This window comes from Pseudomonas sp. TS_SC_3 (genome assembly GCF_056156225.1).
The window spans coordinates 910,272-936,868 of the sequence record NZ_CM149586.1 but is presented as its reverse complement, the minus strand read 5'-3'; the positions used below and the strand labels follow the sequence as shown (position 1 = coordinate 936,868).

The 26,597-nt window shown below is 60.4% G+C and carries 24 protein-coding genes; 15 read left to right on the top strand and 9 right to left on the bottom strand.

Features of this window, described 5'->3' with window-relative positions:
• Positions 1 to 22: 22 nt before the first annotated feature.
• A complete protein-coding gene (locus tag AC0J6G_RS04555) occupies positions 23 to 2,341 on the top strand; it encodes a hybrid sensor histidine kinase/response regulator (protein WP_475251709.1) in 2,319 nt (772 codons plus the stop codon).
• Here the strand turns inward: AC0J6G_RS04555 and AC0J6G_RS04550 are convergent.
• The 3 genes from AC0J6G_RS04550 to msrB form a co-directional block, all read right to left on the bottom strand.
• On the bottom strand, positions 2,317 to 2,790 hold the full coding sequence (locus AC0J6G_RS04550) for a MarR family winged helix-turn-helix transcriptional regulator (protein ID WP_475251707.1): 474 nt from the start codon (positions 2,788 to 2,790) through the stop codon (positions 2,317 to 2,319). The two genes, AC0J6G_RS04555 and AC0J6G_RS04550, sit on opposite strands and share 25 nt — an antisense overlap.
• Positions 2,787 to 3,272, bottom strand: coding sequence for a glutathione peroxidase (locus tag AC0J6G_RS04545; RefSeq protein WP_475251705.1), 486 nt, complete (start codon positions 3,270 to 3,272; stop codon positions 2,787 to 2,789). Before AC0J6G_RS04545 ends, AC0J6G_RS04550 begins: the two co-directional genes overlap by 4 nt.
• 110 nt (positions 3,273 to 3,382) lie before the next feature.
• Complete coding sequence (gene msrB, locus AC0J6G_RS04540; RefSeq protein ID WP_475251703.1) at positions 3,383 to 3,778, bottom strand: peptide-methionine (R)-S-oxide reductase MsrB; 396 nt, start codon at positions 3,776 to 3,778, stop codon at positions 3,383 to 3,385.
• A gap of 388 nt (positions 3,779 to 4,166) precedes the next feature.
• On the opposite strand from msrB, the gene AC0J6G_RS04535 reads away from it, so the two are divergent.
• From AC0J6G_RS04535 to htpX, 4 genes are all read left to right on the top strand, one after another.
• Positions 4,167 to 5,378 carry a pyridoxal phosphate-dependent aminotransferase gene (locus AC0J6G_RS04535; protein WP_090247908.1) on the top strand — a complete coding sequence of 404 codons (1,212 nt, stop codon included), beginning with the start codon at positions 4,167 to 4,169 and terminating at the stop codon, positions 5,376 to 5,378.
• A 12-nt stretch (positions 5,379 to 5,390) separates the two neighbouring features.
• Positions 5,391 to 6,134: an SDR family NAD(P)-dependent oxidoreductase gene (locus AC0J6G_RS04530; RefSeq protein ID WP_475251701.1), complete on the top strand. Its 744-nt coding sequence runs from the start codon at positions 5,391 to 5,393 to the stop codon at positions 6,132 to 6,134.
• Positions 6,134 to 6,586, top strand: coding sequence for a hypothetical protein (locus tag AC0J6G_RS04525; RefSeq protein WP_475251699.1), 453 nt, complete (start codon positions 6,134 to 6,136; stop codon positions 6,584 to 6,586). The genes AC0J6G_RS04530 and AC0J6G_RS04525 overlap by 1 nt, the downstream gene beginning before the upstream one ends.
• Before the next feature lie 145 nt (positions 6,587 to 6,731).
• Positions 6,732 to 7,604, top strand: coding sequence for a protease HtpX (gene htpX / locus AC0J6G_RS04520; RefSeq protein WP_475251697.1), 873 nt, complete (start codon positions 6,732 to 6,734; stop codon positions 7,602 to 7,604).
• A 55-nt stretch (positions 7,605 to 7,659) separates the two neighbouring features.
• Here htpX and AC0J6G_RS04515 read toward each other — a convergent pair whose 3' ends face one another.
• Both AC0J6G_RS04515 and AC0J6G_RS04510 read right to left on the bottom strand, forming a co-directional pair.
• Positions 7,660 to 8,316, bottom strand: coding sequence for a thiopurine S-methyltransferase (locus AC0J6G_RS04515; protein ID WP_475251695.1), 657 nt, complete (start codon positions 8,314 to 8,316; stop codon positions 7,660 to 7,662).
• Positions 8,317 to 8,724: 408 nt separating this feature from the next.
• A complete protein-coding gene (locus AC0J6G_RS04510; RefSeq protein WP_475251693.1) occupies positions 8,725 to 10,413 on the bottom strand; it encodes a DEAD/DEAH box helicase in 1,689 nt (562 codons plus the stop codon).
• A gap of 363 nt (positions 10,414 to 10,776) precedes the next feature.
• Between AC0J6G_RS04510 and AC0J6G_RS04505 the strand changes: the two genes are divergently transcribed.
• The gene (locus AC0J6G_RS04505; RefSeq protein WP_475251691.1) at positions 10,777 to 11,568 is read left to right on the top strand and encodes a crotonase/enoyl-CoA hydratase family protein; all 792 of its coding nucleotides are present in this window, start codon (positions 10,777 to 10,779) and stop codon (positions 11,566 to 11,568) included.
• 22 nt (positions 11,569 to 11,590) lie between these two features.
• Here the strand turns inward: AC0J6G_RS04505 and AC0J6G_RS04500 are convergent, their stop codons facing one another.
• Positions 11,591 to 12,364 (bottom strand): spermidine synthase, encoded by a 774-nt coding sequence (locus AC0J6G_RS04500; protein WP_475251689.1) that lies wholly within the window; start codon positions 12,362 to 12,364, stop codon positions 11,591 to 11,593.
• A 293-nt stretch (positions 12,365 to 12,657) separates the two neighbouring features.
• Here AC0J6G_RS04500 and AC0J6G_RS04495 point away from each other — a divergent pair, with 293 nt between their 5' ends.
• The 3 genes from AC0J6G_RS04495 (at position 12,658) to AC0J6G_RS04485 (ending at position 15,213) form a co-directional block, all read left to right on the top strand.
• Positions 12,658 to 14,004, top strand: a complete 1,347-nt coding sequence (locus AC0J6G_RS04495; RefSeq protein ID WP_475251687.1) for a class II 3-deoxy-7-phosphoheptulonate synthase — start codon at positions 12,658 to 12,660, stop codon at positions 14,002 to 14,004.
• A 272-nt stretch (positions 14,005 to 14,276) separates the two neighbouring features.
• Positions 14,277 to 14,450, top strand: a complete 174-nt coding sequence (locus tag AC0J6G_RS04490) for a DUF2897 family protein (protein ID WP_475251685.1) — start codon at positions 14,277 to 14,279, stop codon at positions 14,448 to 14,450.
• Between the two features lie 22 nt (positions 14,451 to 14,472).
• Positions 14,473 to 15,213, top strand: a complete 741-nt coding sequence (locus AC0J6G_RS04485) for a lysostaphin resistance A-like protein (protein WP_475253591.1) — start codon at positions 14,473 to 14,475, stop codon at positions 15,211 to 15,213.
• Here AC0J6G_RS04485 and AC0J6G_RS04480 read toward each other — a convergent pair.
• The 3 genes from AC0J6G_RS04480 to AC0J6G_RS04470 all read right to left on the bottom strand — a co-directional run bounded on the left by AC0J6G_RS04480 (position 15,164) and on the right by AC0J6G_RS04470 (position 17,576).
• Positions 15,164 to 15,934: an amino acid ABC transporter substrate-binding protein gene (locus AC0J6G_RS04480; RefSeq protein ID WP_475251683.1), complete on the bottom strand. Its 771-nt coding sequence runs from the start codon at positions 15,932 to 15,934 to the stop codon at positions 15,164 to 15,166. The genes AC0J6G_RS04485 and AC0J6G_RS04480 overlap by 50 nt on opposite strands.
• A gap of 122 nt (positions 15,935 to 16,056) precedes the next feature.
• Positions 16,057 to 16,833 (bottom strand): substrate-binding periplasmic protein, encoded by a 777-nt coding sequence (locus AC0J6G_RS04475; protein WP_475253589.1) that lies wholly within the window; start codon positions 16,831 to 16,833, stop codon positions 16,057 to 16,059.
• Positions 16,834 to 16,952: 119 nt separating this feature from the next.
• Entirely contained in the window at positions 16,953 to 17,576 is a 624-nt protein-coding gene (locus AC0J6G_RS04470; RefSeq protein WP_475251681.1) for a TetR/AcrR family transcriptional regulator, read from the bottom strand.
• Positions 17,577 to 17,818: 242 nt separating this feature from the next.
• Between AC0J6G_RS04470 and AC0J6G_RS04465 the strand changes: the two genes are divergently transcribed.
• The 6 genes from AC0J6G_RS04465 (at position 17,819) to AC0J6G_RS04440 (ending at position 26,495) form a co-directional block, all read left to right on the top strand.
• The gene (locus tag AC0J6G_RS04465) at positions 17,819 to 19,618 is read left to right on the top strand and encodes an acyclic terpene utilization AtuA family protein (protein WP_475251679.1); all 1,800 of its coding nucleotides are present in this window, start codon (positions 17,819 to 17,821) and stop codon (positions 19,616 to 19,618) included.
• A 2-nt stretch (positions 19,619 to 19,620) separates the two neighbouring features.
• The gene (locus AC0J6G_RS04460) at positions 19,621 to 20,484 is read left to right on the top strand and encodes an SDR family oxidoreductase (RefSeq protein WP_475251677.1); all 864 of its coding nucleotides are present in this window, start codon (positions 19,621 to 19,623) and stop codon (positions 20,482 to 20,484) included.
• A gap of 4 nt (positions 20,485 to 20,488) precedes the next feature.
• The gene (gene atuC, locus AC0J6G_RS04455; protein WP_475251675.1) at positions 20,489 to 22,105 is read left to right on the top strand and encodes a geranyl-CoA carboxylase subunit beta; all 1,617 of its coding nucleotides are present in this window, start codon (positions 20,489 to 20,491) and stop codon (positions 22,103 to 22,105) included.
• Between the two features lie 106 nt (positions 22,106 to 22,211).
• A complete protein-coding gene (gene atuD, locus AC0J6G_RS04450) occupies positions 22,212 to 23,369 on the top strand; it encodes a citronellyl-CoA dehydrogenase (RefSeq protein ID WP_475251673.1) in 1,158 nt (385 codons plus the stop codon).
• 199 nt (positions 23,370 to 23,568) lie between these two features.
• A complete protein-coding gene (locus tag AC0J6G_RS04445) occupies positions 23,569 to 24,369 on the top strand; it encodes an enoyl-CoA hydratase/isomerase family protein (RefSeq protein WP_475251671.1) in 801 nt (266 codons plus the stop codon).
• Between the two features lie 137 nt (positions 24,370 to 24,506).
• Positions 24,507 to 26,495 carry an acetyl/propionyl/methylcrotonyl-CoA carboxylase subunit alpha gene (locus tag AC0J6G_RS04440; RefSeq protein WP_475251669.1) on the top strand — a complete coding sequence of 663 codons (1,989 nt, stop codon included), beginning with the start codon at positions 24,507 to 24,509 and terminating at the stop codon, positions 26,493 to 26,495.
• The last annotated feature ends 102 nt before the right edge of the window (positions 26,496 to 26,597 follow it).

The following is a 26,597-nucleotide window of genomic DNA, read 5'->3' as shown; positions in this document are numbered from 1 at the left end:
ATACGGGAATAATCGGCTCAATATGGATATAGCGCTAACCCAACGCCTGTCATTTAAACAGGCTGCCTTGACCGTGTTGGTAGCCTTTATCCTCGGCACGACGCTTAGCTTTATCCAAGTGGGCGTGGATTATGCCAGCGAAGATGCCTCCATCAACCGCGAGATTAATGCGCTGATGGAAATCAGCCATAACCCCGCGGCGCGCATCGCCTACAACATCGACGCAGAACTGGCCCAAGAACTGGTGTTGGGCCTACTGCGCTCCCCAGCCGTGATCAGTGCCGAGATCGTCGACAACAACCAGTTGACCCTGGCCCGCGTTAGCCGCCCAGCACTGGAAAGTCGCTACAGGGTACTCAGTGACTTCATCTTCGGCCCGCGCCGCCACTTCGCAACCGACCTGTTCGTCAGCCACGCGCCTACCGAAGCGCTGGGCAAGCTCAGCCTTGAGGTGGACACCTATGCGTTTGGCAGCCACTTTCTGCGCCGATCACTGCTGACCCTGGCCACCGGCTTCGCCCGCAGCCTGCTGTTGTCGTTGATCTTGCTGGTGCTGTTCTATTCCATGCTGACCAAACCGCTGACCAGCTTTATCCGCGCCCTCAGCGAGCGCGATCTGCGCAGCCCTAATAACGCCAAACTGCCCTACCCGCCCAACCATGAGCGCGATGAAATTGGCGTACTGGTGGATGTGACCAACCGCCAGCTGAGCAGCATTGCCAGCGAAATCGCCCAGCGCCAGCAGGCAGAAGACCGCCTCACTCACTACCTGGCCGAATTGGAAGATATGGTTTCGGCGCGCACCGAACAGCTGGAAGCCGCCAACAGTCGCCTGCTTGACTCTAACCGCGAGCTTGAAGCCGCCAAGCGCACAGCGCTGGACATGGCCCAGGCGCGCTCGGTATTTCTCGCCAATATGAGCCACGAGATTCGCACGCCGCTTAATGGCCTGCTGGGCATGCTCGCACTGTCGCTGGACGGGCCGCTGAATAACGAGCAACGCCAACAACTATCAATTGCGCATGACTCCGGCAAGGTGCTCGTTGAGCTGCTCAACGACATTCTCGACCTGTCGAAATTCGAGGCCGGCCAGCTGGAGCTGGAACACATCCCCTTTGACCTCGGCAGCATGGTCGAAGAAACCGCCAGCCTGCTTTCGCAAAATGCCGCACCTAACGTCGAACTGACCTGCCTGATCGATCCACAATTGCCCAAACAACTGCTCGGCGATCCGACCCGGATCAGGCAAATCGTCAGCAACCTGCTGTCCAACGCACTGAAGTTCACCCGCTTCGGCCGCGTCGACATCAGCGTCAATACACAGGCTGGCGGCGTCAGGATCATCGTGCGTGATACCGGGATTGGCATCGCCGAAGAAGCCCTGACACGGATCTTCCATCCCTTTGCCCAAGCGGAGGTTGGGATCACCCGGCAATTTGGCGGCACCGGTCTCGGCTTGGCCCTGACCCGCCGCTTGTGCGAAGCCATGCATGGCCAGCTCAGCCTGGAAACCCAGGAAGGCTTTGGCAGCACTTTTTGCGTGGACCTGCCCCTGCCCCCTCCCAGCCAGGGCAGCAAAGCACAGCCGCCACAGCTACGCGGCCGCGTTATCGGGCTTACCCCCGCCAGCTCGGGGCTCAGTGAACAACTGGCATGCCTGCTCCCCAGCTGGGGGCTGCACTACCAGCACCTGGATACCGATACGGCCCTTGGCGAAATTGACGCGGACCTGCTCATTAGCGATTGCCCGCAGCGCCTGAAAGAACTGCGCACCTTTTCCAGCCTGCCCATTCTGCTGGTCAGCGCCTATGGCAATTTTCTGAGCAGTGAGCAGGTCGACAAGCTCTCACCCATCGAGCAGCTGGCCCGGCCGATGTCGCGCCAGACTCTGCTGCAGGCCTTGCAGCGCAACCTGGGCCAAAACGAGGCACAGACCACCGCCAGCATCCGCGAACCGCAACGCAAGCGCCAAGCCCGCGTGCTGCTGGTAGAAGACAATCACGTCAACCAACTGGTGGCCAAGGGCATGCTCGGCAAACTTGGCTGCGCGGTGCTGCTGGCCAATCACGGCGCCGAAGCCCTAACCCTGCTGGAAACCGAAGCGGTTGACCTGATCCTGATGGATTGCAACATGCCGGTCATGGATGGCTATGAAACCACTCGCCGAATTCGTCAAAAACCTGAACTCGCCAAACTGCCCATCGTTGCCCTGACGGCCAATGCACTGTCCGATGAACGCGAGCGTTGCCGCGCGGCAGGGATGGATGATTATCTGGCCAAGCCCTTCCGCAAAGATGAGCTGGCCGCGCTGCTGGATCAGTGGTTAAGCAACTTGAACTGATCCAGCAGCGCGCCAACTTGCTCGCGCAACGCGGCGACCGCTTCGAGGTCAACCCCACGCTCACACAGCAGCTGGCTTTTCAACGGCAGCACCTGCTCACGCAACGCACAGCCTGCTGGCGTCAATGCCAGGTGCACCTCACGCTCATCACCGGCTGAACGCTGGCGCTGCAGCAAACCTTGCAGCTCCAGGCGTTTGAGCAGCGGCGTTAGCGTGCCGGAGTCGAGCAATAGGCGCTCACCCAAGGCCTTGACCGTCGGCAGCGCTGGCGGTTGCCGCTGCCATTCCCACAGCACCAGCATGGCCAGGTACTGCGGGTAGGTCAGGCCGAGCTGATCGAGCATCGGCTTGTAGGCGCGAATCACTGCCCGCGAGGCCGCGTAAAGTTTGAAGCACAGCTGGTTATCCAGCTGCAGCCCGTCATCCGCGTGCAGACTGGCCTGGGTCATTTCAGCAGCGCTTCGATTTCGGCAGTCAGGTCTTCAGGTTTGGTGGTGGGGGCAAAGCGCTTGATCACTTGACCGTCGGCGCTCAGCAGAAATTTGGTGAAGTTCCATTTGATGCCCTGGCTACCGAGTAAGCCCGGCGCGCTTTTTTTCAGGTTGACGAACAGTGGGTGGGCATCGCTGCCATTGACATCGACCTTCTTGAACAACGGGAAGCTCACGCCAAAGTTCAGCTCGCAAAACTCGCTGATCGCGCCCTCATCGCCCGGCTCCTGCTTGCCGAACTGGTTGCAGGGAAAACCCAGCACCACCAGACCTTGATCCTTGTACTGCTGCCAGACACTCTCAAGCCCCTTGTACTGCGGGGTGAAACCGCACTTGCTGGCGGTGTTGACCACCAGCACGGCCTTGCCGCCGAAATCAGCCAAGGTCTTCTGCTCGCCCTTGATGGTGGTAACCGGAATATCGAAGAGTGCGTTGCTCATGCGGGTCATCCTGATGAGTGGGAATGAACGCAAGATAGCTAGCAATTAAATTGCATGCAATTTAATTAAAGTAAAATAAGGCCCGCTGATAGCAGGCCTGTGCAATGGCATTAAGCCTTCGGCACTAACTTGAGCGATGCCGAGTTGATGCAATAACGCAATCCCGTGGGGGCCGGCCCGTCGGGGAACACATGACCCAAGTGAGCGTCACACTGGGCACACTTCACCTCAATGCGGTGCATGCCATGACTAAAGTCATCCAAGCTGGCGATAGCCTCCTGACTGACCGGCTGAAAGTAACTCGGCCAGCCGCTGCCAGAGTCGTACTTGGCATCCGAGTCAAACAGCTCGGCCTGGCAACAGGCGCAGTGATAAATACCCGGCACCTTGCTGTCGTGGTATTGGCCAGTAAACGCGCGCTCGGTGCCGCCCAAGCGGCAGACGTGAAACTGCTCCTCGGAAAGCTCTTCGCGCCAGGCTTCTAGGGGTTTTTCCAGCTTGTCCACAGGCAGGTCTCCTCAATAGAAAAATCGCAGGGAGCGATTTTTAACGTCGCGCAGCGACGGCCCAAAGGGTGGCGGCCATGGATGGCACGCCATAAAAAAGCCCGACCAGTACCTTTGCCAAGGTCGGGCTGCCACGTATCATTCGACCCCAGTCTGTCACCGGCGTTACAACCTGCCAAGGCGCGTTAGATCGCGTCTTTTTGCAGGGTAATTCAGAGGGTGTTTACAAAAGTAGCGAGCGATGGCCAGGCAAGGCGAAAACAGCCGAAAAAGCGGAGTGTGCAAGTTGTACATGAGCATTTTGAGGCTGGTTTCAACGCTGCATGGTCGAGCGCAGTAATTTGTAAACACCCTCTCAGCGGCGTTCCACCATTCGGGATCACTTAATATGCAGTTCAGCAAATCGAACAAGCTCGCCAACGTCTGCTACGACATCCGCGGACCGGTGCTCAAGCACGCCAAACGCCTGGAAGAGGAAGGCCATCGCATCCTCAAGCTGAACATCGGCAACCCGGCACCGTTCGGTTTTGAAGCGCCTGAGGAGATCCTTCAGGATGTGATCCGCAACTTGCCCACCGCGCAGGGCTACAGCGACTCCAAGGGTTTGTTCAGCGCACGCAAGGCGGTGATGCAGTACTACCAGCAAAAGCAGGTGGAAGGTGTCGGCATCGAGGACATCTACCTCGGCAACGGCGTCTCCGAGCTGATCGTGATGGCCATGCAGGCGCTGCTGAACAACGGTGATGAAGTGCTGATCCCGGCACCGGACTACCCACTGTGGACAGCAGCCGTGGCTTTGGCTGGCGGCAAGCCGGTGCATTATCTGTGCGACGAGCAGGCGGGCTGGTTCCCTGATATCGCCGACATGCGCGCCAAAATCACCCCGAACACCAAGGCCCTGGTGCTGATTAACCCGAACAACCCCACCGGCGCGGTGTACTCCAAAGAAGTACTGATGGACATCGTCGAGCTGGCGCGCCAGCACAACCTGGTGCTGTTCTCCGACGAGATCTACGACAAGATTCTTTACGACGAAGCCCAGCATATTTCTACCGCCTCGCTGGCGCCGGACGTGCTCTGCCTGACCTTCAACGGCCTGTCGAAGTCCTACCGCGTGGCGGGTTTCCGCTCCGGCTGGGTGGCGATTTCCGGGCCCAAGCACCGCGCACAAAGCTATATCGAAGGCATCGATATCCTTGCCAATATGCGCCTGTGCGCCAACGTGCCAAGCCAGCATGCGATCCAAACCGCATTGGGCGGGTACCAGAGCATCAATGACCTAGTGTTGCCGCAAGGTCGCCTGCTGGAGCAGCGCAACCGCACCTGGGAACTACTCAATGACATTCCGGGCGTCAGCTGCGTTAAGCCAATGGGCGCGCTGTATGCCTTCCCGAAGATCGACCCGAAAGTCTGCCCAATCCATAACGACGAGAAATTCGTGCTGGACCTGCTGCTCTCGGAAAAACTGCTGATCGTTCAGGGCACCGCCTTCAACTGGCCGTGGCCGGATCACTTCCGCGTGGTCACCCTGCCGCGGGTGGATGAGCTGGAAATGGCCATCGGCCGCATCGGCAGCTTCCTCAAGACTTACCAACAGTAATCGGAGCAAGCCATGAGCCAGGGCAAACGCTATCTGCTGACTGGGGCCAGTTCTGGCATCGGTGCCGCCCTGGCCCGCGAGTTGGCGGGCAAGGGTTACGACCTGGCCCTGGCCGCACGCCGCGAAGACAGCCTGCACCTCTTGGCCGCCGAACTGCAGGCGCGCTTCAAGCGTAAAGTGGTGGTCTTGCCGTTGGATGTGACCGACTACGACGCATGCCAGGACGCCGTAGGTCTAGCCGCGAATCTGCTCGGTGGTCTGGACGGAATTATTGCCAATGCCGGTATCGCACTGACCGGTAAAGCCGGCGGTGGACACTTCAAGCGTGCCCGACTGACCGTGGAAACCAACCTGATCGGCGCGATTGCCTGCCTGGATGCCGCCTGCGCACTGTTTCGTCAGCAAGGCCACGGCCACCTGGTTGCCGTCGCCTCAGTCGCCGGTAAACGCGGCCTGCCGCATACGGCGGCCTACTCGGCGAGCAAGGCCGGTCTGATCAGCTATATGGAAGCCACCCGCGCCGAGTTGCTGGGCAAGAACATCGACACCACCCTGCTACTGCCGGGCTTTATCGACACGCCACTGAACAGCGACATGGCCAACCGACCGTTTCTGATTGACGTGGAGCGCGGCGCAGCGCTGATCGCCAAGCACATCGACAAACGCCATGTTAGTGCCTATGTACCTGGCTGGCCTTGGGCGTTACTGGGCCGCGTGCTGCCATACCTTCCAACCTCCATGATTGGAAAATTCTGATGGACCTGCAGATCGACGACTTCTACAAGGACGCCGCCGCCGGCATGCTGACCCTGTACCAGGCGTTCCCCAGCAAAGCCGCGCTGTATGTTGAAGACCTGATCGGCCGCGAAGATCCGGACGAATTTGGCCTGCCTACACCACGCCATCAAAATTGCCTCGGTGCCCTGCTGTGGTTGGCCGAGGAAGGTTATATCCGCTTCGACACCACCATCGGTTACGACGCCCTGGATCAAGCCGTACTCAGCGAAAAAGGCTTTCTGCGCCTGACCCGCGGCGTGCCTCACGCCCTGCGCGAGGGTGATGCCCTGCCGCCTAGCGTGCGCCGCGTGCATGCCACCCTGGCCTTTCAATTGCGCGAAGCGCTGTCCCAACGCCATGGCGAACGGGTCGCCCGCCTCACACGCCTGTTGTTCGAATCCAACCTGAACGGCGCAAGCGACATAGTTTGAAATAGTCGCCAGGTTGAAGTGCCAAGGGGTGCGCCCTTATATAGCCGTCATAACCAACAGTGGTTGTTGAAAAACTAGGCGAAGCAGCCAAAACAGGGTTTTCAGCGGCCTGACAGATCTTTCCCGTGAGGAGTCTCAATACACCATGATGCGCATTATGCTGTTCCTGGCCACCAACGTTGCGGTGTTAATCATCGCCAGCATCACCCTGAAATTGCTCGGGGTCGACCGCTTTACCGGCCAGAACTATGGCAGCCTGCTGGTTTTCTGCGCCGTGTTCGGTTTCGCCGGTTCGCTGGTCTCGCTGTTCCTGTCCAAGTGGATGGCGAAGATGAGCACCAAAACCGAAATCATCACCCAGCCACGCACCCGCCACGAACAGTGGCTGATGCAGACCGTGGAAGAACTGTCCCGCGAAGCCGGGATCAAGATGCCCGAAGTGGGTATCTTCCCGGCCTACGAGTCCAACGCCTTCGCCACCGGCTGGAACAAAAACGATGCACTGGTCGCGGTAAGCCAGGGCCTGCTGGAGCGCTTCTCGCCTGACGAAGTACGCGCGGTGCTGGCCCACGAAATCGGCCACGTGGCCAACGGCGACATGGTCACCCTGGCGCTGATCCAAGGCGTGGTGAACACCTTCGTGATGTTCTTCGCACGGATTTTCGGCAACTTCGTCGACAAGGTGATCCTGAAAAACGAAGACGGCCCGGGCATCGGCTACTTCGTCGCCACGATCTTCGCCGAGCTTGTTCTGGGCATCCTGGCCAGCATCATCGTTATGTGGTTCTCGCGTAAGCGCGAATTCAAGGCCGATGAAGCAGGCGCCCGCCTGGCCGGCACTGGCGCGATGATCGCCGCCCTGCAGCGCCTGCGCGCCGAACAGGAAGTGCCAGTCACCATGCCAAACAGCCTGACCGCCTTCGGCATCAACGGCGGCCTGAAAGGCGGCCTGGCTGGCCTGTTGATGACTCACCCGCCACTGGAAGTGCGTATCGAAGCTCTGCGCCAGCGCGGCTAAGCTCAGCAACAACGCAAAAGGCGGCCCAAACGGGCCGCCTTTTTCTTTTCAGGTTTCAGGCTTTACCTAAGCGGTAAACCCGTTCATCCAGGCGCTCAAGCCCACGCTTGAGAAATCGCCAGTTCTCGCCCAGCACATCAGCGCTGGCCAGTTCCTGCAACTGCCAGCCGGGCGCAAACAATCGCTGCACCTCATCATCTGCCACGGCAAAGGGCGGGCCATCCATCTGCGCCTGTGCATAATCCAGAGTCACCAGTAACCCCTGGCTGCAGCTGGGTAAAACCTGCGTCAGGTGCGCCACATAACGCGCGCGCATCTCCGGCGGCAATGCAATAAGCGCGGCGCGGTCATACAACGCCGTACAACCGGCAAGGTGCTGCGCCGTCAGGGCGAAAAAATCACCGCAGTAGATCTCCACAGCCCCGGCCCGGTACAGCCTGAACGCGCCGACTTCGCTGACCACCGGCTGCAGCTTATGCTCGGCAAAGAAGTCCTCCACCGCACGCTGCGCCAGCTCAACGCCCACCACCTGATGGCCCCGCCCCGCCAGCCACGCCAGGTCCAGGCTCTTGCCACACAGCGGCACCAGCACTCGCGCGCCATCCGTTAAACCCAGCGTTGGCCAGTGCTGCTGCAGGTAAGGATTGACCTCAGCCAGATGGAAGCCAATTTCACTGCGCGACCAACGCGCCTGCCAAAATTCTGCGTGCATAACGACTCCTGTAAATATTTACCGGCGATCCTGCCGCAAAGCAGCCGCGAAAACCAACCTCATACCACCACATACACATAATCGATAGGTGATGTTGAGAGTGATCAGAAGCACGCCACGTCATTGGCGGCTCGATTCACCCCACGCCCTACCCGCCCAGCAACACAGGACACGGTAAAAACGAACGCGGGATCGAAGTACCTAGGTGCGCTTGCCCAGCGCATCGGCAGGTCGGGTTTGCCCGTGGCGCACATTCGCGCGCGCAGCGAGCAAGCTATTAAAGATCAGGCACCACGGCCTCGCCCTTAGCACCAAGAGGAGAATATCTAAGCCGAGGTAGAAATCTGCCCCAGCAAAACAGCAAAAAAAAGCCCCGCACAGGGCGGGGCTTCTTTACTCAGCGAAGCATTAATCTTCGCGATAACGACGCAGTTTGAGCGGCTTACCACCCACGCGGGTGTCTTTCAGCTTGCCCAACAGGCGATCAAGACCTTCTTCCGGCAACTCGACCAAGCTGAAGCTCTCGCGCACCTGGATGCGGCCGATGTCTTCGCGGACCAAGCCGCCTTCATTGAGGATCGCACCCAGCAGGTTCTTCGCGGCGATACCGTCGCGAGCGCCCAAGGCGGTGCGGCAACGCGCTTTACCTTCACTCAAGGGAACTGGAGCACGACGCTCACGGCCACCTTCACGTTCGGCGCGCTCAGGACGGTCACTGCGCTCGCTGCGTTCACGCGGAGCGCTGCTGCCGCTACCCGGAACCAACGGCTGATCACGCTGGACTTCAGCCAGGGTCAGGGCTTGGCCATTGGTGGCCTTGCGCAGCAGAGCTGCGGCCAAAGCACGTGGGCTGCAACCGATATCGGCCGTCAAGCGATCAAGCAGATCACCATGGCTGGCTTCGGCATCGGCCACCAGCGGTGCCAAGCTGTTGGTCAATTTCTTGATGCGTGCGTCCAGTACTTGCTGGGCGTCCGGAAGCTTCACTTCACCGACTTTCTGCCCGGTTACACGCTCGATCACCTGCAGCATGCGACGCTCACGCGGCGTTACCAGCAGCAGCGCACGACCGGTACGGCCAGCACGACCGGTACGGCCGATACGGTGAACGTAGGATTCCGGATCGTACGGCATGTCCACGTTCATCACGTGGGTGATGCGCGGTACGTCGAGGCCGCGAGCAGCAACGTCGGTGGCGATCACGATGTCCAGACGGCCATCTTTCAGCGAGTCGATCACGCGCTCACGCTGGTTCTGCGCGATGTCACCGTTCAACGCAGCAGCCTTATAACCCTTGGCTTCCAGCGCGGCGGCCAGGTCCAGGGTAGCTTGCTTGGTACGCACGAAACCGATCAGCGCGTCGAACTCTTCGACTTCAAGCAGACGCAGGACAGCGGCGTGCTTCTGGTCGGCGTGAACCATCAGATGCACCTGCTCAATAGCAGTTACGGTCTGGGTTTTGGTTTCGATTTTGACGTGCTTAGGATCACGCAGGTGTTTTTCAGCGATGGCACGGATCGAGTGCGGCAGCGTGGCGGAGAACAGCACGCTCTGACGACTTTCCGGCATGGCCTTGAAGATGACTTCGAGGTCATCCATAAAGCCCAGCTTGAGCATCTCGTCGGCTTCGTCGAGAACCAGGTGCTGAATGGTCGACAGCACTTTCTCGTCGCGGCGCAGGTGGTCAACCAAACGACCTGGGGTGGCTACAACAATCTGTGCGCCATTGCGGATGGCCTTGAGCTGCGGGCCCATCGGCGCGCCGCCGTATACGGCAATCACGTTAACGCCCGGCATTTGCTTGGCGTAGGTTTCAAACGCGGTGGCAACCTGCAACGCCAGTTCACGTGTCGGCGCCAGGATCAGCGCTTGTGGCTGACGCTTGGCCGGGTCGATGCGGCTGAGAATTGGCAGGGCGAAAGCGGCGGTTTTACCGGTGCCGGTCTGCGCCTGGCCGATCATGTCGTGGCCAGCGAGGATGACGGGAATCGCTTGAATCTGAATAGCCGAAGGCTCTTCATAGCCAGTGGCGATAACAGCAGCGAGAACATTGGGGTGTAGATCGAGAGCGGCGAAGCCGCCGATTTCCTGGGTCATGGGTCTGCCTCAAGTGCATCCGCAAAGACCCATATTCCAAAGCTACGCATGCCGTGTAAGACCCGAGAGTCACCCTGGCAGCCATGTCGGCGGGGATTTGCGAAAACGTGTGATAAATGAATCGTCAAGGATAGTCCGCAAAACGGACTAACTGCCAAAGTTAACCTTCGGGCGAGCTGTACTACCTGAACGTGGCCAAGAATTGACCGGCGCGCACTATACCGGAAAACCTGATTGATGTGCCGAAATTTCCACTAAAAGATCATAAATAATGCCAATAGCGTGCCACATGACTGGCCTTCGAGAGGCTGAAACGGCCATCCCCCTCAATCATCACTCAATTTGCGCACAGGACTCACCGTCATGACCCCAACCAGCAACGGCCGCGTCAGCCGCGAAAAACGTGGCCACATCATGTTGATCGGCCTAGACCGAGCGAGCAAACGCAACGCATTCGACCTGTCCATGCTCGACGATATGTGTTTGGCCTACGGCGAGTTCGAACGCGACAACGAGGCACGGGTGGCGTTGGTGTTTGCACATGGCGAGCACTTCACCGCCGGCCTGGACCTGGCCAACGTCGCGGCGCAGTTTGCAGCTGGCTGGCAAATACCTCAGGGCGGCTGCGACCCCTGGGGCGTATTCGGCGGGCCGCGAGTGAGCAAACCGGTGATCGTCGCCGCGCAAGGCTACTGCTATACCATCGGCATTGAACTGATGCTGGCCTCGGACATTAACCTGTGCGCCAGCAATACCCGTTTTGCGCAGATGGAAGTGCAACGCGGGATATTCCCGTTCGGCGGCGCCACCTTACGCATGCACCAAGCAGCAGGCTGGGGCAACGCCATGCGCTGGCTGCTGACAGGTGATGAGTTTGACGCACATGAAGCCTATCGTCTCGGTTTGGTCCAGGAAGTCGCTGCCAGCGAGGAGTTGCTGCCCAAAGCGCTGTGGCTGGCCGAGCGCATTGCCGCCCAAGCTCCGCTGGGTGTGCAAGCCTCTCTGGCTTCGGCTCGCCAGGCGGTAAACGAGGGGCAGGCAGCAGCGATCGCCAGCTTGCACCCGAACATAACCCGGCTTATGGCCAGCGAAGATGCGCAGGAAGGCGTGAAGGCCATGTTAGAGCGGCGCCCGGGTGACTATAAGGGACGTTGAAGCGACCTGTTTGGCGTTCTGCTCAAGACGCCGGACGCACAGCCTTAATCAGTGACTCCAGCGAATAACCGAACTGCGGCGCCAGCACGGCATTACGGCGTCGTAACTCGTCAAAATCAATTTCCTGATCCATATCAGCTGGCACCAGCAACACCACGTTGCCCTCTTTCACTGGGCACTCCCAGTAATGCCGGTGATAAAGGCCGCGCAGCAGCGGCGCACCCAGTGGTTTACCGTCACTGCCAGCCCACTGGTTGATGATCAACCAACCACCCGGGTTGAGTTGCTTCTGGCAATTTTCCAGAAAGCGCCAGGCCAAATGCCCCGTTGCCGGTCCATGATCGGTGTAGAGATCGACAAACAGCAGGTCGGTCTTTTCCGCACTCTCCAACAACTCCAGGGCGTCGCCGATACGGATGGTCAGCCGAGGGTCGTCTTCCAGACCCATGTGCTCCATGGCCAAACGCGGCACATCGGCGCGCAGCTCAATAACTTCCACATCATCGAGCGGCAGAAATTTCAGGCAGGCCTGGGTCAGGTTGCCGGCACCAAGCCCCAGAAACAACGCACTTTCCGGATGTTCATGGCACAGCGCACCGAGCAGCATCGCACGGGTGTAGTCGTACTCCAGCCAGCTCGGGTCGGGCATGTAGACGCAACTTTGCTCAATCGCCTCGCCGAACTCCAGAAAGCGGTAAGCGCCCATTTCGACCACTTGGATCACCCCAAAAGCATCGTGCACTTCGGCGATCAACAACGGGTCCGGCATTTCACCGACCGGGGGTAAACCTGGCATCCACCACTCTCCACCGTGACATCCCCAACCATTTCGGCCGGAGCAAAGGTAATGATTGTCATGGAGGTGCACCACCTGGGTCACGCAATAATTACCCATCGGCTCGCTGAGCCATCACAGCGGCTTAATCAACACCTGCTGCTGATGACAGCTGCTGGTCATAAATGCCTACTCAATTAGGCGATAAGCCGTGTGACCTCATGCAGCCGCTCTATCGCGCCTATCGGCTTGCCCACCGGGGCTTATCGGTTACCATGCCTGTCCGCCTAATTTGACTTAAGCCGAGAGCCACAATGTCGCAACCCTGGAGCCCTGAAAGCTGGAGAGCCAAGCCGATCCAGCAGCAACCGCAATACCCTAACGCTGCGCAACTGGCCCAGGTCGAGCAGACCCTGGCTGGTTATCCGCCGCTGGTATTTGCCGGTGAAGCCCGCGAGCTGCGCCGTCAGTTTGCTGAGGTGACTCAGGGCCGCGCGTTTCTGCTGCAGGGCGGCGACTGCGCCGAGAGCTTTGCCGAGTTCAGCGCCGCGAAAATCCGTGACACCTTCAAAGTACTGCTGCAGATGGCCATCGTTATGACCTTTGCAGCCGGCTGCCCGGTGGTCAAAGTCGGACGCATGGCCGGCCAGTTCGCCAAGCCGCGCTCAGCCAACGATGAAACCATCGACGGCATGACCCTGCCCGCCTACCGTGGCGATATCGTCAACGGCATCGGCTTTGACGAAAAAAGCCGCGTACCGGATCCGGAGCGCTTGCTGCAGGCCTACCACCAGTCCACTGCCAGCCTCAACCTGCTGCGCGCTTTTGCTCAAGGCGGCTTTGCCGATCTGCATCAGGTGCACCAGTGGAACCTCGACTTTATTGCCAACTCAGACCTCGGCGAGAAGTACAGCCAGTTGGCCGGGCGCATTGATGAAACCCTGGCCTTTATGCGTGCGTGTGGCATGGACGGCTCATCGCAGGTTCGCGAGACCAGCTTCTTCACCGCCCACGAAGCCCTGCTGCTCAACTACGAACAGGCCTTCGTGCGCCGTGACAGCCTGACCGGCGGCGACTACGCCTGCTCAGCCCATATGCTGTGGATTGGCGACCGCACCCGCCAGCTAGACGGAGCCCATGTCGAGTTCCTGCGCGGCGTAGGTAACCCCATCGGGGTGAAAGTCGGCCCAAGCATGGACAGCGAAGAGCTGATCCGCCTGATCGACATCCTCAACCCGGACAACGATCCCGGCCGCCTCAACCTGATCGTGCGCATGGGCGCCAACAAAGTCGAAGCAGGCTTGCCGCGCCTGATTCAGGCCGTGCAACGTGAAGGCCGCCAGGTGTTGTGGAGCTCAGACCCGATGCACGGCAACACCATCAAGGCCTCAAGTGGCTACAAAACCCGTGACTTCGCGCAGATTCTGGCCGAAGTGAAGCAGTTCTTCGCCGTGCACCAAGCCGAGGGCAGCTACGCCGGCGGTATCCATATCGAGATGACCGGGCAGAACGTCACCGAGTGCATCGGCGGCGCGCGACCGATTACCGAAGATGGCCTGTCGGACCGCTACCACACCCACTGCGACCCGCGGATGAACGCCGACCAGTCGCTGGAACTCGCGTTCCTGATCGCCGAAACCCTCAAGCAAGTCCGCCGCTAACGGCTACTGCTCGCACCGTTCCTACGCCGCTTACGGACGTAGGAACGGGTGACTGCCTGCCCGCGCCACCACCGCGCCTACTCGCGGCATGCGCTGGTCGCTGCCGATAAGCGGCACGCACTTGCTTTTCAGGCACGCCGTTGTCATGGCAGTGCCCAGTTACTGCCGTATTGGCCGTCAATACGGCCATTCCTCCGCGAAGGGAACTGTTGTCGTTTAATTGCCGCCCGCCGCGCGCTAAGGTGGAGACTCAACTCTGCAAGGATGAACGTATGACCTGGTATATCTGGCTGCTGATGTTTGTGGTGCTAGGTTCCATTGTCGGTGGCCTGATGTTGCTGCGCAGCAGCAAACAACCGCCGCTAAGCGAAGAGCAACTGGAGAAAATCCGCCAACGCCAGCTTGAACAGGACGCCAAGGATGCTGAGGACGCCCGCGAGCGTTAACCGCCAACGACAGGACGTAACCCTGCCATTGCATCTGCGCATGATGCTGCCGGCCCTGTGCCTGGCAAGTGGTTTTGCCTTGGGTTATATCCAACTGTCGGGGCTCGCCGCAGGGGCCGCTCTGGGCGCCTTACTGCTTTATGGCGACAAGTACCTGCCCAGCGCGCTATGGGCAAGCCTGAGCCTGCTGGCCTGCATCGCCCCCGGCTTTAGCGCCACACCGCTGTGGCCGCCGCGCCAACTCAGTGTCGATGCCGCGCCTTACGCCCTGCGTTTGTCGTGGGATAAGTTGCTGGTAGGCGTCACCCTGCTGACCTGGTGGCTGGGGCAAAAAACGCCGAGCAAACAACTCTCAAAAAGCGTCTGGCTGACGGCGGCACTGACTTTGCTAGGCGTACCGCTACTGGCAGTGGCGCTGGGCCTCGTCGGCTGGCAGCCGAAATGGCCAGACGGGCTTTTGCTGTGGTTGGCGGTTAACCTGGGTGTGGCGGTGCTGGCCGAAGAGTTGCTGTTTCGCGCTTTGCTGCAAAGCCGCCTGGTCGGCTGGCTCGGGGCGTGGGCAGGAATTGGTCTGACGACGCTGCTGTTTGCCACTGTGCATGTGCCGTTCAGCCCGTTATTCGCCCTGGTCGCGGGTATCGCAGGCCTGGGCTATGGGCTGATCTTTCACTTTAGCGGGCGGATCAGCCTGGCCATCGCCCTGCATGGCGCGGTCAATCTGCTGCATCTGTTGCTATTGAGCTATCCGTTGCGCGTGGCATAACGGCGACCTGATAGCGGCTAAAAATTTTCTCTAGCTGGCCGTTCTCACTCAACGGCTCATAAATCGCCATAAACTGCTCAGGTGTAATGGGCGCCTGCGGGCGCAGCAGCACATGATGGCGATAGCGCTGGTCGACGCGTTCAGATATCAGCAACTGGCCGGCGTACTGCCGGTTACGCTCAAGGAATTCGCCGATATAAGACCGCGTTACCAAAGCAATTTCTGCTCGCTGATGCAGCACCATCAACAGGTTGCTTTCATGGGAATGGGTCAAGGTGGCGTTGTACGTCCTGCCCAGGTAATCCGGGTCGGCATTGAAGCCAGCGAAGGCATAGTGATAACCGTGGTAAAGCGCCAGCCGCTTGCCTTCGAGCGAGTCGAAATAGCCCTGATCCCGACCTGGCGCAACACGGGCTACAAACACCTCGGAGTCTTCCAGGCGCATATCCAGCGCCTGGTGCGGAATATTCTTCCAGCCCCAGTCTGGATTCTCGAAAATCGCCAAGTCGATGCGCTGCTGTTCGAAATCACGAAAGCGCCGCTTTAGCGAGGTTGGCACCATCACAAAGCGGTAGTCAGCCTGCGACTGATTCAGCGCAGCCACCAGTTCATCAAGCAAACCGCTGGCCTGGGTATGTTCTGTCTTGAACACATAAGGGGGGAAATATACGGCCGCCACGCGCACTTCCTGCGCAGCCATCAGTGGCCCGGCAAGCAGCATTGCCAAACCGACACCTAAAAACTTGCTTAACCCACGCCTGATGAAGCCCATTTGACGCCAACTTCCCTATTTTTCGAATGACCGCAGCCTAACTCAGACGAATCGGCCCGAACAGCACACGTTCAGTCACTTATCGGCGCGGATGTGTCATACAAGTGATAGCGCGCCAGCAGCTTATCCAGCTGTTTGTCGTGATTAAGCTGCTGGAGCAACTCGGCCAGGGCTTGCGGCTGCAGCGCCGACTCGGGGCGGAACAGCGCCTGGTGCTGATAAACCTGGTCAACCCGCTGGGAAACCAGCAAAGCGCTGCTCTGCTCCGGGTAACGCTGCTGGTAGGCACGCAGATAAGAGCGCGTGACCACCGCCACATCGGCCCGACCGCGCAGCAGCATGACCAAATTGCTGTCGTGGGAATAAGTCAGCACCGCATTGAATGAGTCGGTGAGGTACTTCTGGTCCGAGTTGAACCCGGCAAAGCCATAGTGATAGCCGCTGTACAAGGCCAGGCGCTTACCCGCGAGTGAGTCGAAGTAACGCTCATCACGCCCCGGCTGCTGGCGGGCGACATAAACCTCGGCATCTTCGATGTGCAGATCCAGCGCGGTGCGCGGAATGTTTTGCCAACCCCAGACCGGGGAATCAAACAGGATCAGGTCAAAACGGCCGCTTTGCAGGTCGCGGTAGCGGCGCTTGGCCGAAGTTGCTACCAAGGTAAAGCGGTAGTCGCTTTGCAGTTGATTGAGCGCCAGTAGCAACTCTGGCAGCAGGCCACCCGGGCGCTCACTGTCCGCTTTAGTCACATAGGGAGGGAAGTGGTAGGCCCCCACTCGCACTTCTTCCGCAGCCTGCGCAACGCAGCCCGCAACAAGCATCAACCCGAGCAGCAAACCTCGTAACAGTGTGGCCAAACGGTGAACCTCAGCAAAAGATGCAGCAACTTCTTCCGTGACCCAAACCACTCACAATCCATTGGCGCCAAAGTACTATCAAAGTGCCACCTGAGCGTAGTCGAATTTCCTCAAGCTTCTTTGATCACCAGCGACAACGCCTCTTCGGCCAGCTGGTCAAGGGTCATCGGACCTTCTGGGCGAAACCAGGTCGTGGTCCAGCTGAGTGCGCCAGTCAGCAAACGCCGCAGAATAAACGGATCGGCTTTGAAGTAACCGGCGGCCTTGGCCTCGCCCAGCACCTGCAGCCAGAGCTGTTCGTAGTTGTCACGTAGCTCAAGGATAAAAACCTGCCCGGGCTCTGACAGCGAACGCCATTCGTACACCAGCACCGCCATGGCCTCGCCGGTGCCGCCCATGATCGACTGCAGCTCGCAGCGAATCAGCGCCAGCACTCGGCCGCGCAGGTCACTCGCTTCAGCCAGCGACGCCTGCATCAAGGCGGTGTTGTAGCGAATGGTTTCTTCCATCACTGAGCGCAGGATTTCGTCCTTGCTCTTGAAGTGATGAAAGATGCTGCCGGACTGAATGCCCACGGCGCTGGCCAAGTCACGCACCGTGGTGCGCTCATAGCCCTTGCTGCGAAACAGGTGCGCTGCGGTTTGCAGCAGCTTGCCGCGTGCGCTGTCTGGGTCGGTAATCTGCCCACTGGCCACCAGGTCACGCATCACCGCCTGCGCTTGTTGATCATCCACGCTAAATACTCTCCAACTCTCTTTATATGCCTCGGGCCAACCGTTAGCGCCTGCAAATGCACGCTGGTTCTCAGCAGGTTTACCCAAGTGCTTGTCGTAATTAGTGAAATTTATGCTGCGCCAGCCACCCAAGCAAGCGCTTGGGGATAGTTTGTGTGAGAAATATCGCCCCCGGGCTTTTCAACCAAGCGCTTGCTTGGTAGCCTTCAAGTCACCTTATTCCTGTGTTGCGGATAACTCCAATGACCAAGACCGTACGCATCGGCTGCGCCTCCGCCTTCTGGGGCGACACCAGCACCGCCGCCGCCCAGTTGGTAAAAGGCACTGAACTGGATTACCTAGTATTCGACTACCTGGCTGAAGTGACCATGTCGATCATGGCGGGCGCACGGATGAAAAAACCGGACGCTGGCTACGCCACAGATTTTGTCGAGACACTCGCGCCGCTTTTGGGTGAGATCGCCGCGAAGAACATCCGCGTGATCAGCAACGCCGGTGGGGTCAACCCCAGCGCCTGCGCTGCGGCATTGGCAGCGGCGTGCGCACAGGCTGGTGTGGATCTAAAAATCGCCTTGCTGCGCGGTGACAACCTGCAACCCAAACTCAGCGAACTGGCCAAAGCCGGCACCGTGGAGATGTTCAGCGGTGCGCCGTTGCCGCCCTTCTGCGTCTCGGTCAACGCTTACCTGGGCGCGCCCGGCATTGTCGAAGCCCTGAAGCTGGGTGCCGATATCGTCATCACCGGCCGCGTGGTGGACAGCGCCGTGGTCAGCGCCGCACTGGTGCATGAATTCGGCTGGGGCTGGAGTGACTATGACCAGCTGGCTCAGGCCGCCTTGGCCGGGCATATCATCGAATGCGGCGCGCAGTGTACGGGCGGCAACTTCACCGATTGGGACAGCGTGCCGGACTACGAACATATTGGCTTCCCGGTAGTAGAAGTGGCCGCCGACGGCAGCTTTGTCGTAACCAAGCCGGAAGGTTCTGGCGGCTTGGTCACGCCCTTTACCGTGGGCGAGCAGATGCTCTATGAAATCGGCGATCCACGGGCGTATTACCTGCCCGATGTACTGTGTGATTTCACCCAGGTGCAACTGACTCAGGTGGGCGAAAACCGCGTGGAACTTAAAGGCGCACGCGGCCTGCCGCCCACCGCTCAGTACAAGGTCAGCGCCACCCACCCGGATGGCTTCCGTTGCACCGCCAGTTGCTTACTGGCCGGTATCGATGCGGTGAAGAAAGCCCAACGCGTCAGCCAGGCGATTATCAATAAAACCGAAGAAATGTTCGCTGAGCGCGGCTGGGGAGCCTACAAAGAAGTCAGCATTGAGTTACTCGGCAGCGAGGCGACTTACGGCAGCCGTGGCCAGCGTGCGGACACCCGCGAAATCGTGCTGAAAATCGCCGTGCGCCATGCCAAGAAAGAAGCCTTGATTCTCTTCTCCCGCGAGATCGCTCAGGCCGCCACCGGCATGGCACCCGGGCTGACCGGCATCGTCGGCGGTCGCCCGACGGTGTATCCGGTGATTCGCCTGTTCAGCTTTCTCGCGGATAAAAATGCCTGTGCATTGTCGGTGGAACTCAACGGTGAGCACACCCCCGTCAGCCTGCCGCAGATTGACGCGCTGGATAGCGCACAGATTGCCGCCGATATCGCCGCGCCGCTGCCAAGCGGTCAGGCGGATGGCAGCGTGCCGCTGATCAAGCTGGCCGTGGCCCGCTCCGGTGACAAAGGCAACCACAGCAATATCGGCGTGATGGCCAGAAAGCCCGAATACTTGGCGTGGATCGCCGCTGCGCTGACGGAGGCCGCCGTGGCCGAATGGATGCAGCACACACTGGATGAGAAAACCGGCCGCGTGAGCCGCTGGTATCTGCCGGGTAGCCACAGCCTGAATTTTTTATTGGAGAACGCCCTGGGCGGCGGCGGCGTCGCCTCGTTGTGGATCGACCCGCAAGGCAAGGCCTTCGCCCAACAGCTGCTGGAATTCCCGATACCGGTGCCCAAGGCGCTGGCCGCTAGCCTCGAACAAGGACAATAACAATGAGCTACGACTCGGTGTTTAAACCCGGCCTGTTTAGCGGCCAGACCATCATGGTCACCGGCGGCGGCAGCGGCATCGGCCGTTGTACGGCACATGAACTGGCACACCTGGGTGCCCATGTGGTGCTGGTGGGGCGCAAGCTGGAAAAGCTTGAAGCCACCTGCGGCGAGATTATTGAGGACGGCGGCCAAGCCAGTTTTCAGGTGTGCGACATCCGTGACGAAGACGCGGTCAAGGCCATGGTCAAAAGCGTGGTCGCCGAACGCGGGCAGATCCACCATCTGGTCAACAATGCCGGTGGCCAATTCCCCGCGCCGCTGATCGGCATCAACCAGAAAGGCTTCGAAACCGTGGTGCGCACCAACTTGGTCGGCGGCTTTCTCATCGCCAAGGAAGTCTTTCTGCAAAGCATGAGCAAACACGGCGGCTCAATCGTCAACATGCTCGCGGACATGTGGGGCGGCATGCCCGGTATGGGCCACTCGGGTGCGGCACGCGCCGGTATGGAGAACTTCACCAAAACCGCCGCCTACGAATGGGGCCATGCTGGGGTGCGGGTCAACGCCGTGGCACCGGGCTGGATCGCCTCCAGCGGCATGGACACCTACCCCGAATCGATGAAGACCATGATCCGCTCGCTCAAGGATCACGTGCCGCTGCAACGCATCGGCAGTGAATCGGAGGTAGCGTCCGCCATCGTCTTCCTGCTCACGCCGGGGGCCAACTTTATCAGCGGCAACACCATCCGCATCGACGGCGCGGCCAGCCAGGGCACACGCGCCTGGACCCTGGGCAAGGCGAAAAACAGCGGATCCTATAACGGCTTCCACCGGGCCTATGTGCCTGCAGTATTGAAGGAGTAAGGCGATGCCCGTCATTCAGTCCGACATCGATGTGCATGGCGCAGACTTCGCGAAAAACCGCGAGGCCATGCTGGCCGCCGTGGCCAGCTTCCGTGATGTGGAGCAAAACTGCCTGAACAAGGCCGCTGAAGCCAAAGCCAAATTCACCAAACGCGGCCAACTGCTGCCACGCGAGCGCCTCAACCTGCTGGTCGACAGCGGCGCCCCCTTTCTGGAGTTGGCGTCACTGGCTGGTTACAAACTGCACGATGACAAAGACGGCACCCAGGCCGGCGGCGGCATTATTGCCGGGATCGGCTACATCGCCGGGGTGCGTTGCCTGGTCATCGCCAACAACAGCGCCATCAAGGGCGGCACCATCTCCCCGAGCGGGTTGCGTAAATCCCTGCGTTTGCAGCAAATCGCCTTCGAGAACAAATTGCCGGTGGTGACCTTGGCCGAGAGCGGCGGTGCCAACCTCACCTACGCCGCCGAGATTTTTGTGGAAGGTGCGCGCGCCTTTGCCAATCAGGCGCGCCTGTCGGCGGCCGGCATTCCGCAAGTGACCGTGGTTCATGGCTCCAGCACGGCGGGCGGGGCTTACCAGCCGGGCCTGTCGGATTACGTGGTGGTGGTACGCGGCAAGGCGAAAATGTTCCTCGCCGGCCCGCCCCTGCTAAAAGCCGCCACCGGTGAAATCGCCACCGACGAGCAACTGGGCGGCGCTGAAATGCACGCACAAATCGCCGGTACGGCTGAATACCTGGCGGAAAACGATGCCGATGGCGTGCGCCTGGCGCGCGAGATTGTCGGCATGTTGCCGTGGAATGCGCAGCTGCCTGCCAGCCCCGCAAAAGCCTGGCGCGAGCCGTTGTATTCGGCGAAGGAGTTGCTCGGCATCGTCCCGGCGGATGCGAAAAAGCCCTATGACGTGCGCGAGATCATCGCCCGCATCGCTGACGGCTCGGAGTTTCTCGATTTCAAAAACGAGTTCGACAGCCAGACCGTCTGCGGCCACCTGCAGATCGAAGGCCACAGCTGCGGCATCATCGGCAACAACGGCCCGATCACCCCGCGTGGCGCAGCCAAAGCCGCGCAATTTATTCAACTGTGCGAGCAGAGCAATACGCCGATTCTGTTCTTCCACAACACCACCGGCTTTATGGTCGGCACCGAGTCGGAACAAAACGGCGTGATCAAGCACGGCTCGAAGATGATTCAGGCCGTGGCCAACGCCACCGTGCCCAAGCTGACCATCGTCGTCGGCGGCTCCTACGGGGCCGGCAACTACGCCATGTGCGGCCGGGGTTTGGACCCACGCTTTATCTTCGCCTGGCCCAACAGCAAAACCGCCGTCATGGGCGGCGCGCAGGCGGGCAAGGTGCTGCGTATCGTCACCGAGGACAAACACCTCAAGGAAGGCAAGGAAGCCGATCCGAAAATGCTCGACATGCTTGAGCAAGTCACTGCGCAAAAACTCGACAGCCAATCCACCGCGCTCTATGGCACCGCCAGCCTGTGGGATGACGGTCTGATTGACCCACGTGACACCCGCAAACTGCTGGGCTACTTGCTGGATATCTGTGCCGAAGCGGCCAGGCGGCCACTGAAAGCCAACAGTTTCGGTGTTGCCCGACTTTGACATCGTGTAGGAGCCAGCTTGCTGGCGATACGCTTCTGCTGCCCTGATCGCCAGCAAGCTGGCTCCTACAGAACGAACACCACCCGAATTTCTGAGGAAAACAACAATGATCATCACCCAGGAACACGAAGAACTGCGTCGCACGGTGCGTAACTTTGTCGACAAGGAAATCAACCCGCATGTGGCGCAGTGGGAAAAGGACGGCCGCTTCCCCATCCATGAAATCCTCAAACAAGCCGGCGACCTCGGCCTGCTGGGCATATCCAAACCAGAGAAATTTGGCGGCATGGGCCTGGACTACAGCTACTCGATCGTTGCCGCAGAAGAGTTCGGCACCATCCACTGCGGCGGCATTCCGATGTCCATCGGCGTGCAAACCGACATGTGCACCCCGGCCCTGGCCCGCTTTGGTTCGGATGAGCTGCGCGAGCAGTTCCTCAAGCCAGCCATCAGTGGCGAAATGGTCGGTTGCATCGGCGTCTCCGAAGTCGGTGCCGGCTCCGATGTGGCGGGTCTGAAAACCACGGCAAAAAAAGACGGCAGCGACTATGTGATCAACGGCAGCAAGATGTGGATCACCAACTCGCCGAGCGCCGACTTTATCTGCCTGCTGGCCAACACCAGCGACGACAAGCCCCACGTCAATAAGTCGCTGATCATGGTGCCGATGAACACGCCGGGCATCACCGTCAGCCCGCACCTGGACAAGCTCGGCATGCGCAGTTCGGAGACCGCCCAGGTGTTCTTCGACAACGTCCGCGTGCCGCAGCGCTACCGCATCGGCCACGAAGGCGCAGGGTTCATGATGCAGATGCTGCAGTTCCAGGAAGAGCGACTGTTCGGCGCGGCCAACATGATCAAAGGCCTGGAGCACTGCATCAACACCACCATCGAGTACTGCAAAGAGCGCAAGACCTTTGGCAATGCGCTGATCGATAACCAGGTCATTCACTTCCGCATGGCCGAACTGCAGACCGAAATCGAGTGCCTGCGCGCCCTGGTCTACCAAGCCACCGAGCAATATGTGCGCGGCCGCGACGTGACCAACCTGGCCTCCATGGCCAAGCTCAAGGCCGGTCGCCTGGGCCGTGAAGTGACCGACAGCTGCCTGCAATATTGGGGCGGCATGGGCTTTATGTGGGACAACCCGGTGTCACGTGCCTACCGCGACGTACGCCTGGTGAGTATCGGCGGCGGTGCCGACGAAATCATGCTGGGCATTATCTGCAAGCTGATGGGCATTCTGCCGGGCAAGAAAAAATAGCCGGGAGCTATTTTTAACGTCGCACAGCGACGGCCCGAAGGGTGGCCGCCAAAGATGGCAGGCCATCAAGAAGGGCTAAGACCGGAAACCGTAGGGTGGACGTCGCTGTTTACGTCCACCGTGGCACCGCTCGATGGGTCGATAAAGCGTGACCCACCCTACGGCCTGCGTATTCAGCGCCATGTAAGAGGATTACCTGATGTCCGCTCTACCCGATTGCCAAACCCTGCTGCTGAACCTCGACGCCGGTGTGCTGCACGTCACCCTCAACCGCCCGGACAGCCGCAATGCGATGAGCCTGGCCATGGTCGGGGAACTGCGCGGGGTACTGGAAAGTGTGCGCCACGACGCCAGCGTGCGCGCCATTGTGCTGCGCGGGGCCGGTGGGCACTTCTGCGCTGGCGGCGACATCAAGGACATGGCAGGTGCACGCGCCGCTGGCGCTGAGGCCTACCGCACCCTTAATCGCGCCTTCGGCAGCCTGTTGGAAGAAGCGCAGCATGCACCCCAGGTGCTGATTGCCGTGCTGGAAGGCGCGGTGCTGGGCGGCGGCTTCGGCCTGGCCTGCGTATCGGATATCGCCCTTTGCCAGCAGGACGCCAAATTCGGCCTGCCAGAAACCACGCTGGGCATTCTCCCGGCGCAAATCGCGCCCTTTGTGGTCAAGCGCATCGGCCTGACGCAGACCCGCCGCCTGGCCCTGACCGCCGCCCGTTTCAATGGCAGCGAGGCCGAACGGCTGGGCCTCGTGCATTTCAGCGAAGTCGACAGCGAGCACCTCGATGCCCGCTTACACCAGGTACTGAGCCAGGTACGCCAGTGCGCGCCGCAGGCCAACGCACAAACCAAAGCCCTGCTGCTGGCTGCCGAACACGAAGCCCTCGGCCCGTTGCTGGACCGCGCCGCCGAGCAGTTTGCCGCCGCCGTCACCGGAGCCGAAGGCATCGAAGGCACCATGGCCTTTATGCAAAAACGCCCACCGAAGTGGGCCGCTGAATAACAACGTGGGAGGGGCTTTAGCCGCGATGGGTATCGCTGTTTCGCGACTAAAGCGGATCGCCGCCCGGCCCCTCCCACACACCCTGATCGCAAATCACCGCCCGGATGCCATCCGGGTCGACAAGCAGGAGCACCCAGATGCCCGCCTTCAATAAGATTCTGATCGCCAACCGTGGGGAAATCGCCTGCCGGGTGGTGCGCACCGCCCAAGACCTCGGTTACCGCACCGTGGCTGTTTACTCCGCAGCCGACAGCGATGCGCGCCACGTGCACGTTGCCGATGAGGCGGTATGCATCGGCCCGGCGCAGGTCAACCAGTCCTACCTGGTGATCGACAACATCATCCACGCCGCGCAACAAACCGGCGCGGATGCGATCCACCCCGGCTACGGCTTTCTCTCGGAAAACGCCGACTTCGCCCGCGCCTGCGAAGCCGCCGGCATCGTGTTTATCGGCCCGACCGTGGAAGCCATCCACCTGATGGGCAGCAAGCGCCTGTCGAAAATTGCCATGCTCGAAGCCGGCGTGCCGTGCATTCCCGGCTACGAAGGGGCGGCTCAGGATGACGACACCCTGAGCCGCGAGGCCGAGCGCATCGGCTACCCGCTGATGATCAAGGCCAGCGCCGGTGGCGGCGGCCGTGGCATGCGTCTGGTCCATGCATCCAGCGAGTTGCTCGCGCAAATCCGTACGGCGCGCTCGGAAGCGCAGAACGCCTTTGGCAGCGGTGAACTGATCCTTGAGCGTGCGGTGATCCAGCCGCGCCATGTGGAAATTCAGGTGTTTGGCGACCAGCACGGCCACATCGTGTACCTGGGCGAGCGCGACTGCTCGGTGCAGCGCCGTCACCAGAAAGTGGTTGAGGAAGCGCCCTGCCCGGTGATGACGCCCGAGCTGCGCCAAGCCATGGGCGAAGCGGCGGTCAAGGCCGCTGCCTCGGTCAACTATGTCGGCGCCGGCACCGTCGAGTTTCTGCTGGATCAGAGCGGCGAATTCTTCTTTCTGGAGATGAACACCCGCCTGCAAGTGGAACACCCGGTCACCGAACTTATCACCGGGCAAGACCTGGTCGCCTGGCAAATCCGCGTCGCTGAAGGCCAGCCGCTGCCACTCAAACAAGACGAAATTCGCCTGACCGGCCACGCCATGGAAGTGCGCCTGTACGCCGAAGACGCCGCCCATAACTTCCTGCCGCAAACCGGCACCGCGTTGCGCTGGGAACCGGCGCTGCGTGACGGCATCCGCATCGACCATGGCCTGCTTGAAGGTCAGGTGGTCAGCCCGTTCTACGACCCCATGCTGGCCAAGGTGATTGCCTACGGTGCCACCCGCGAAGAAGCACGGCGCAAGCTGGTGCGTGCTGTCGAGGATTGCGTGCTGCTGGGCGTGAACGGCAACCAGCGCTTTCTCGCCAACCTGCTCAGCCACCCTGAATTTGCCGCTGGCAACGCCACCACCGCGTTTATCGCCGAGCACTTTGCCAACGACCCAAGCCTGTCGCCGCAGCCGCCTGCCGCCGGCGAACTGGCTGTTGCTGCCGCTTTGCTGTTCCAGCAATCGGCCAACGCCCGCGCTCATCAGCCGGGGCTGGCCGGGTGGCGCAATGCTGGCAGCGCGCCGTGGCACTTTGTCCTCAAGCACGGCGAACAATCACTGACGGTTGAGCTGGAAGTGCGCGCAGAGGGCCTGCAGCCAAGCCTGTTGGCCACTGCGGGCGAACAACAGGTGAGCCTCAGGTTGCTCGCCACTGACGGCCGCTGGGCCACTGTTGAGCGCGATGGCATTCGCCAGCGTCTGGCCTATCACCTGGATGGCGAACACATCTGGTTATACGGCCACGCGGGCAACCTGCACTTCACCGACATCACCCACCAACCGGTCAGCAGCGCCGCCGGGGCCGGTTCGGGCAGCGTCAAGGCGCCCATGGACGGCGCAATTGTCGAGGTGCTGGTTGAAGAAGGCGCAACGGTGAGCAAAGGCCAACTGCTGGTGGTGCTGGAGGCGATGAAAATGGAGCACCCGCTGAAAGCCAGCATCGACGGCGTGGTGCGCCGCATTGGCGTCAACCGTGGCGATCAAGTGAAGAACCGCCAGCTATTGGTGGAAATCGACGCCAGCGAGGCCTGACCGTCACCGCCATCCTCCAGGCCAATTGCGTAGGGTGGATGGCGCTTTATCCATCCACCATCAGGTCCTCACGGTGGATGAAAAGCTCCAGCTACTCGCCCC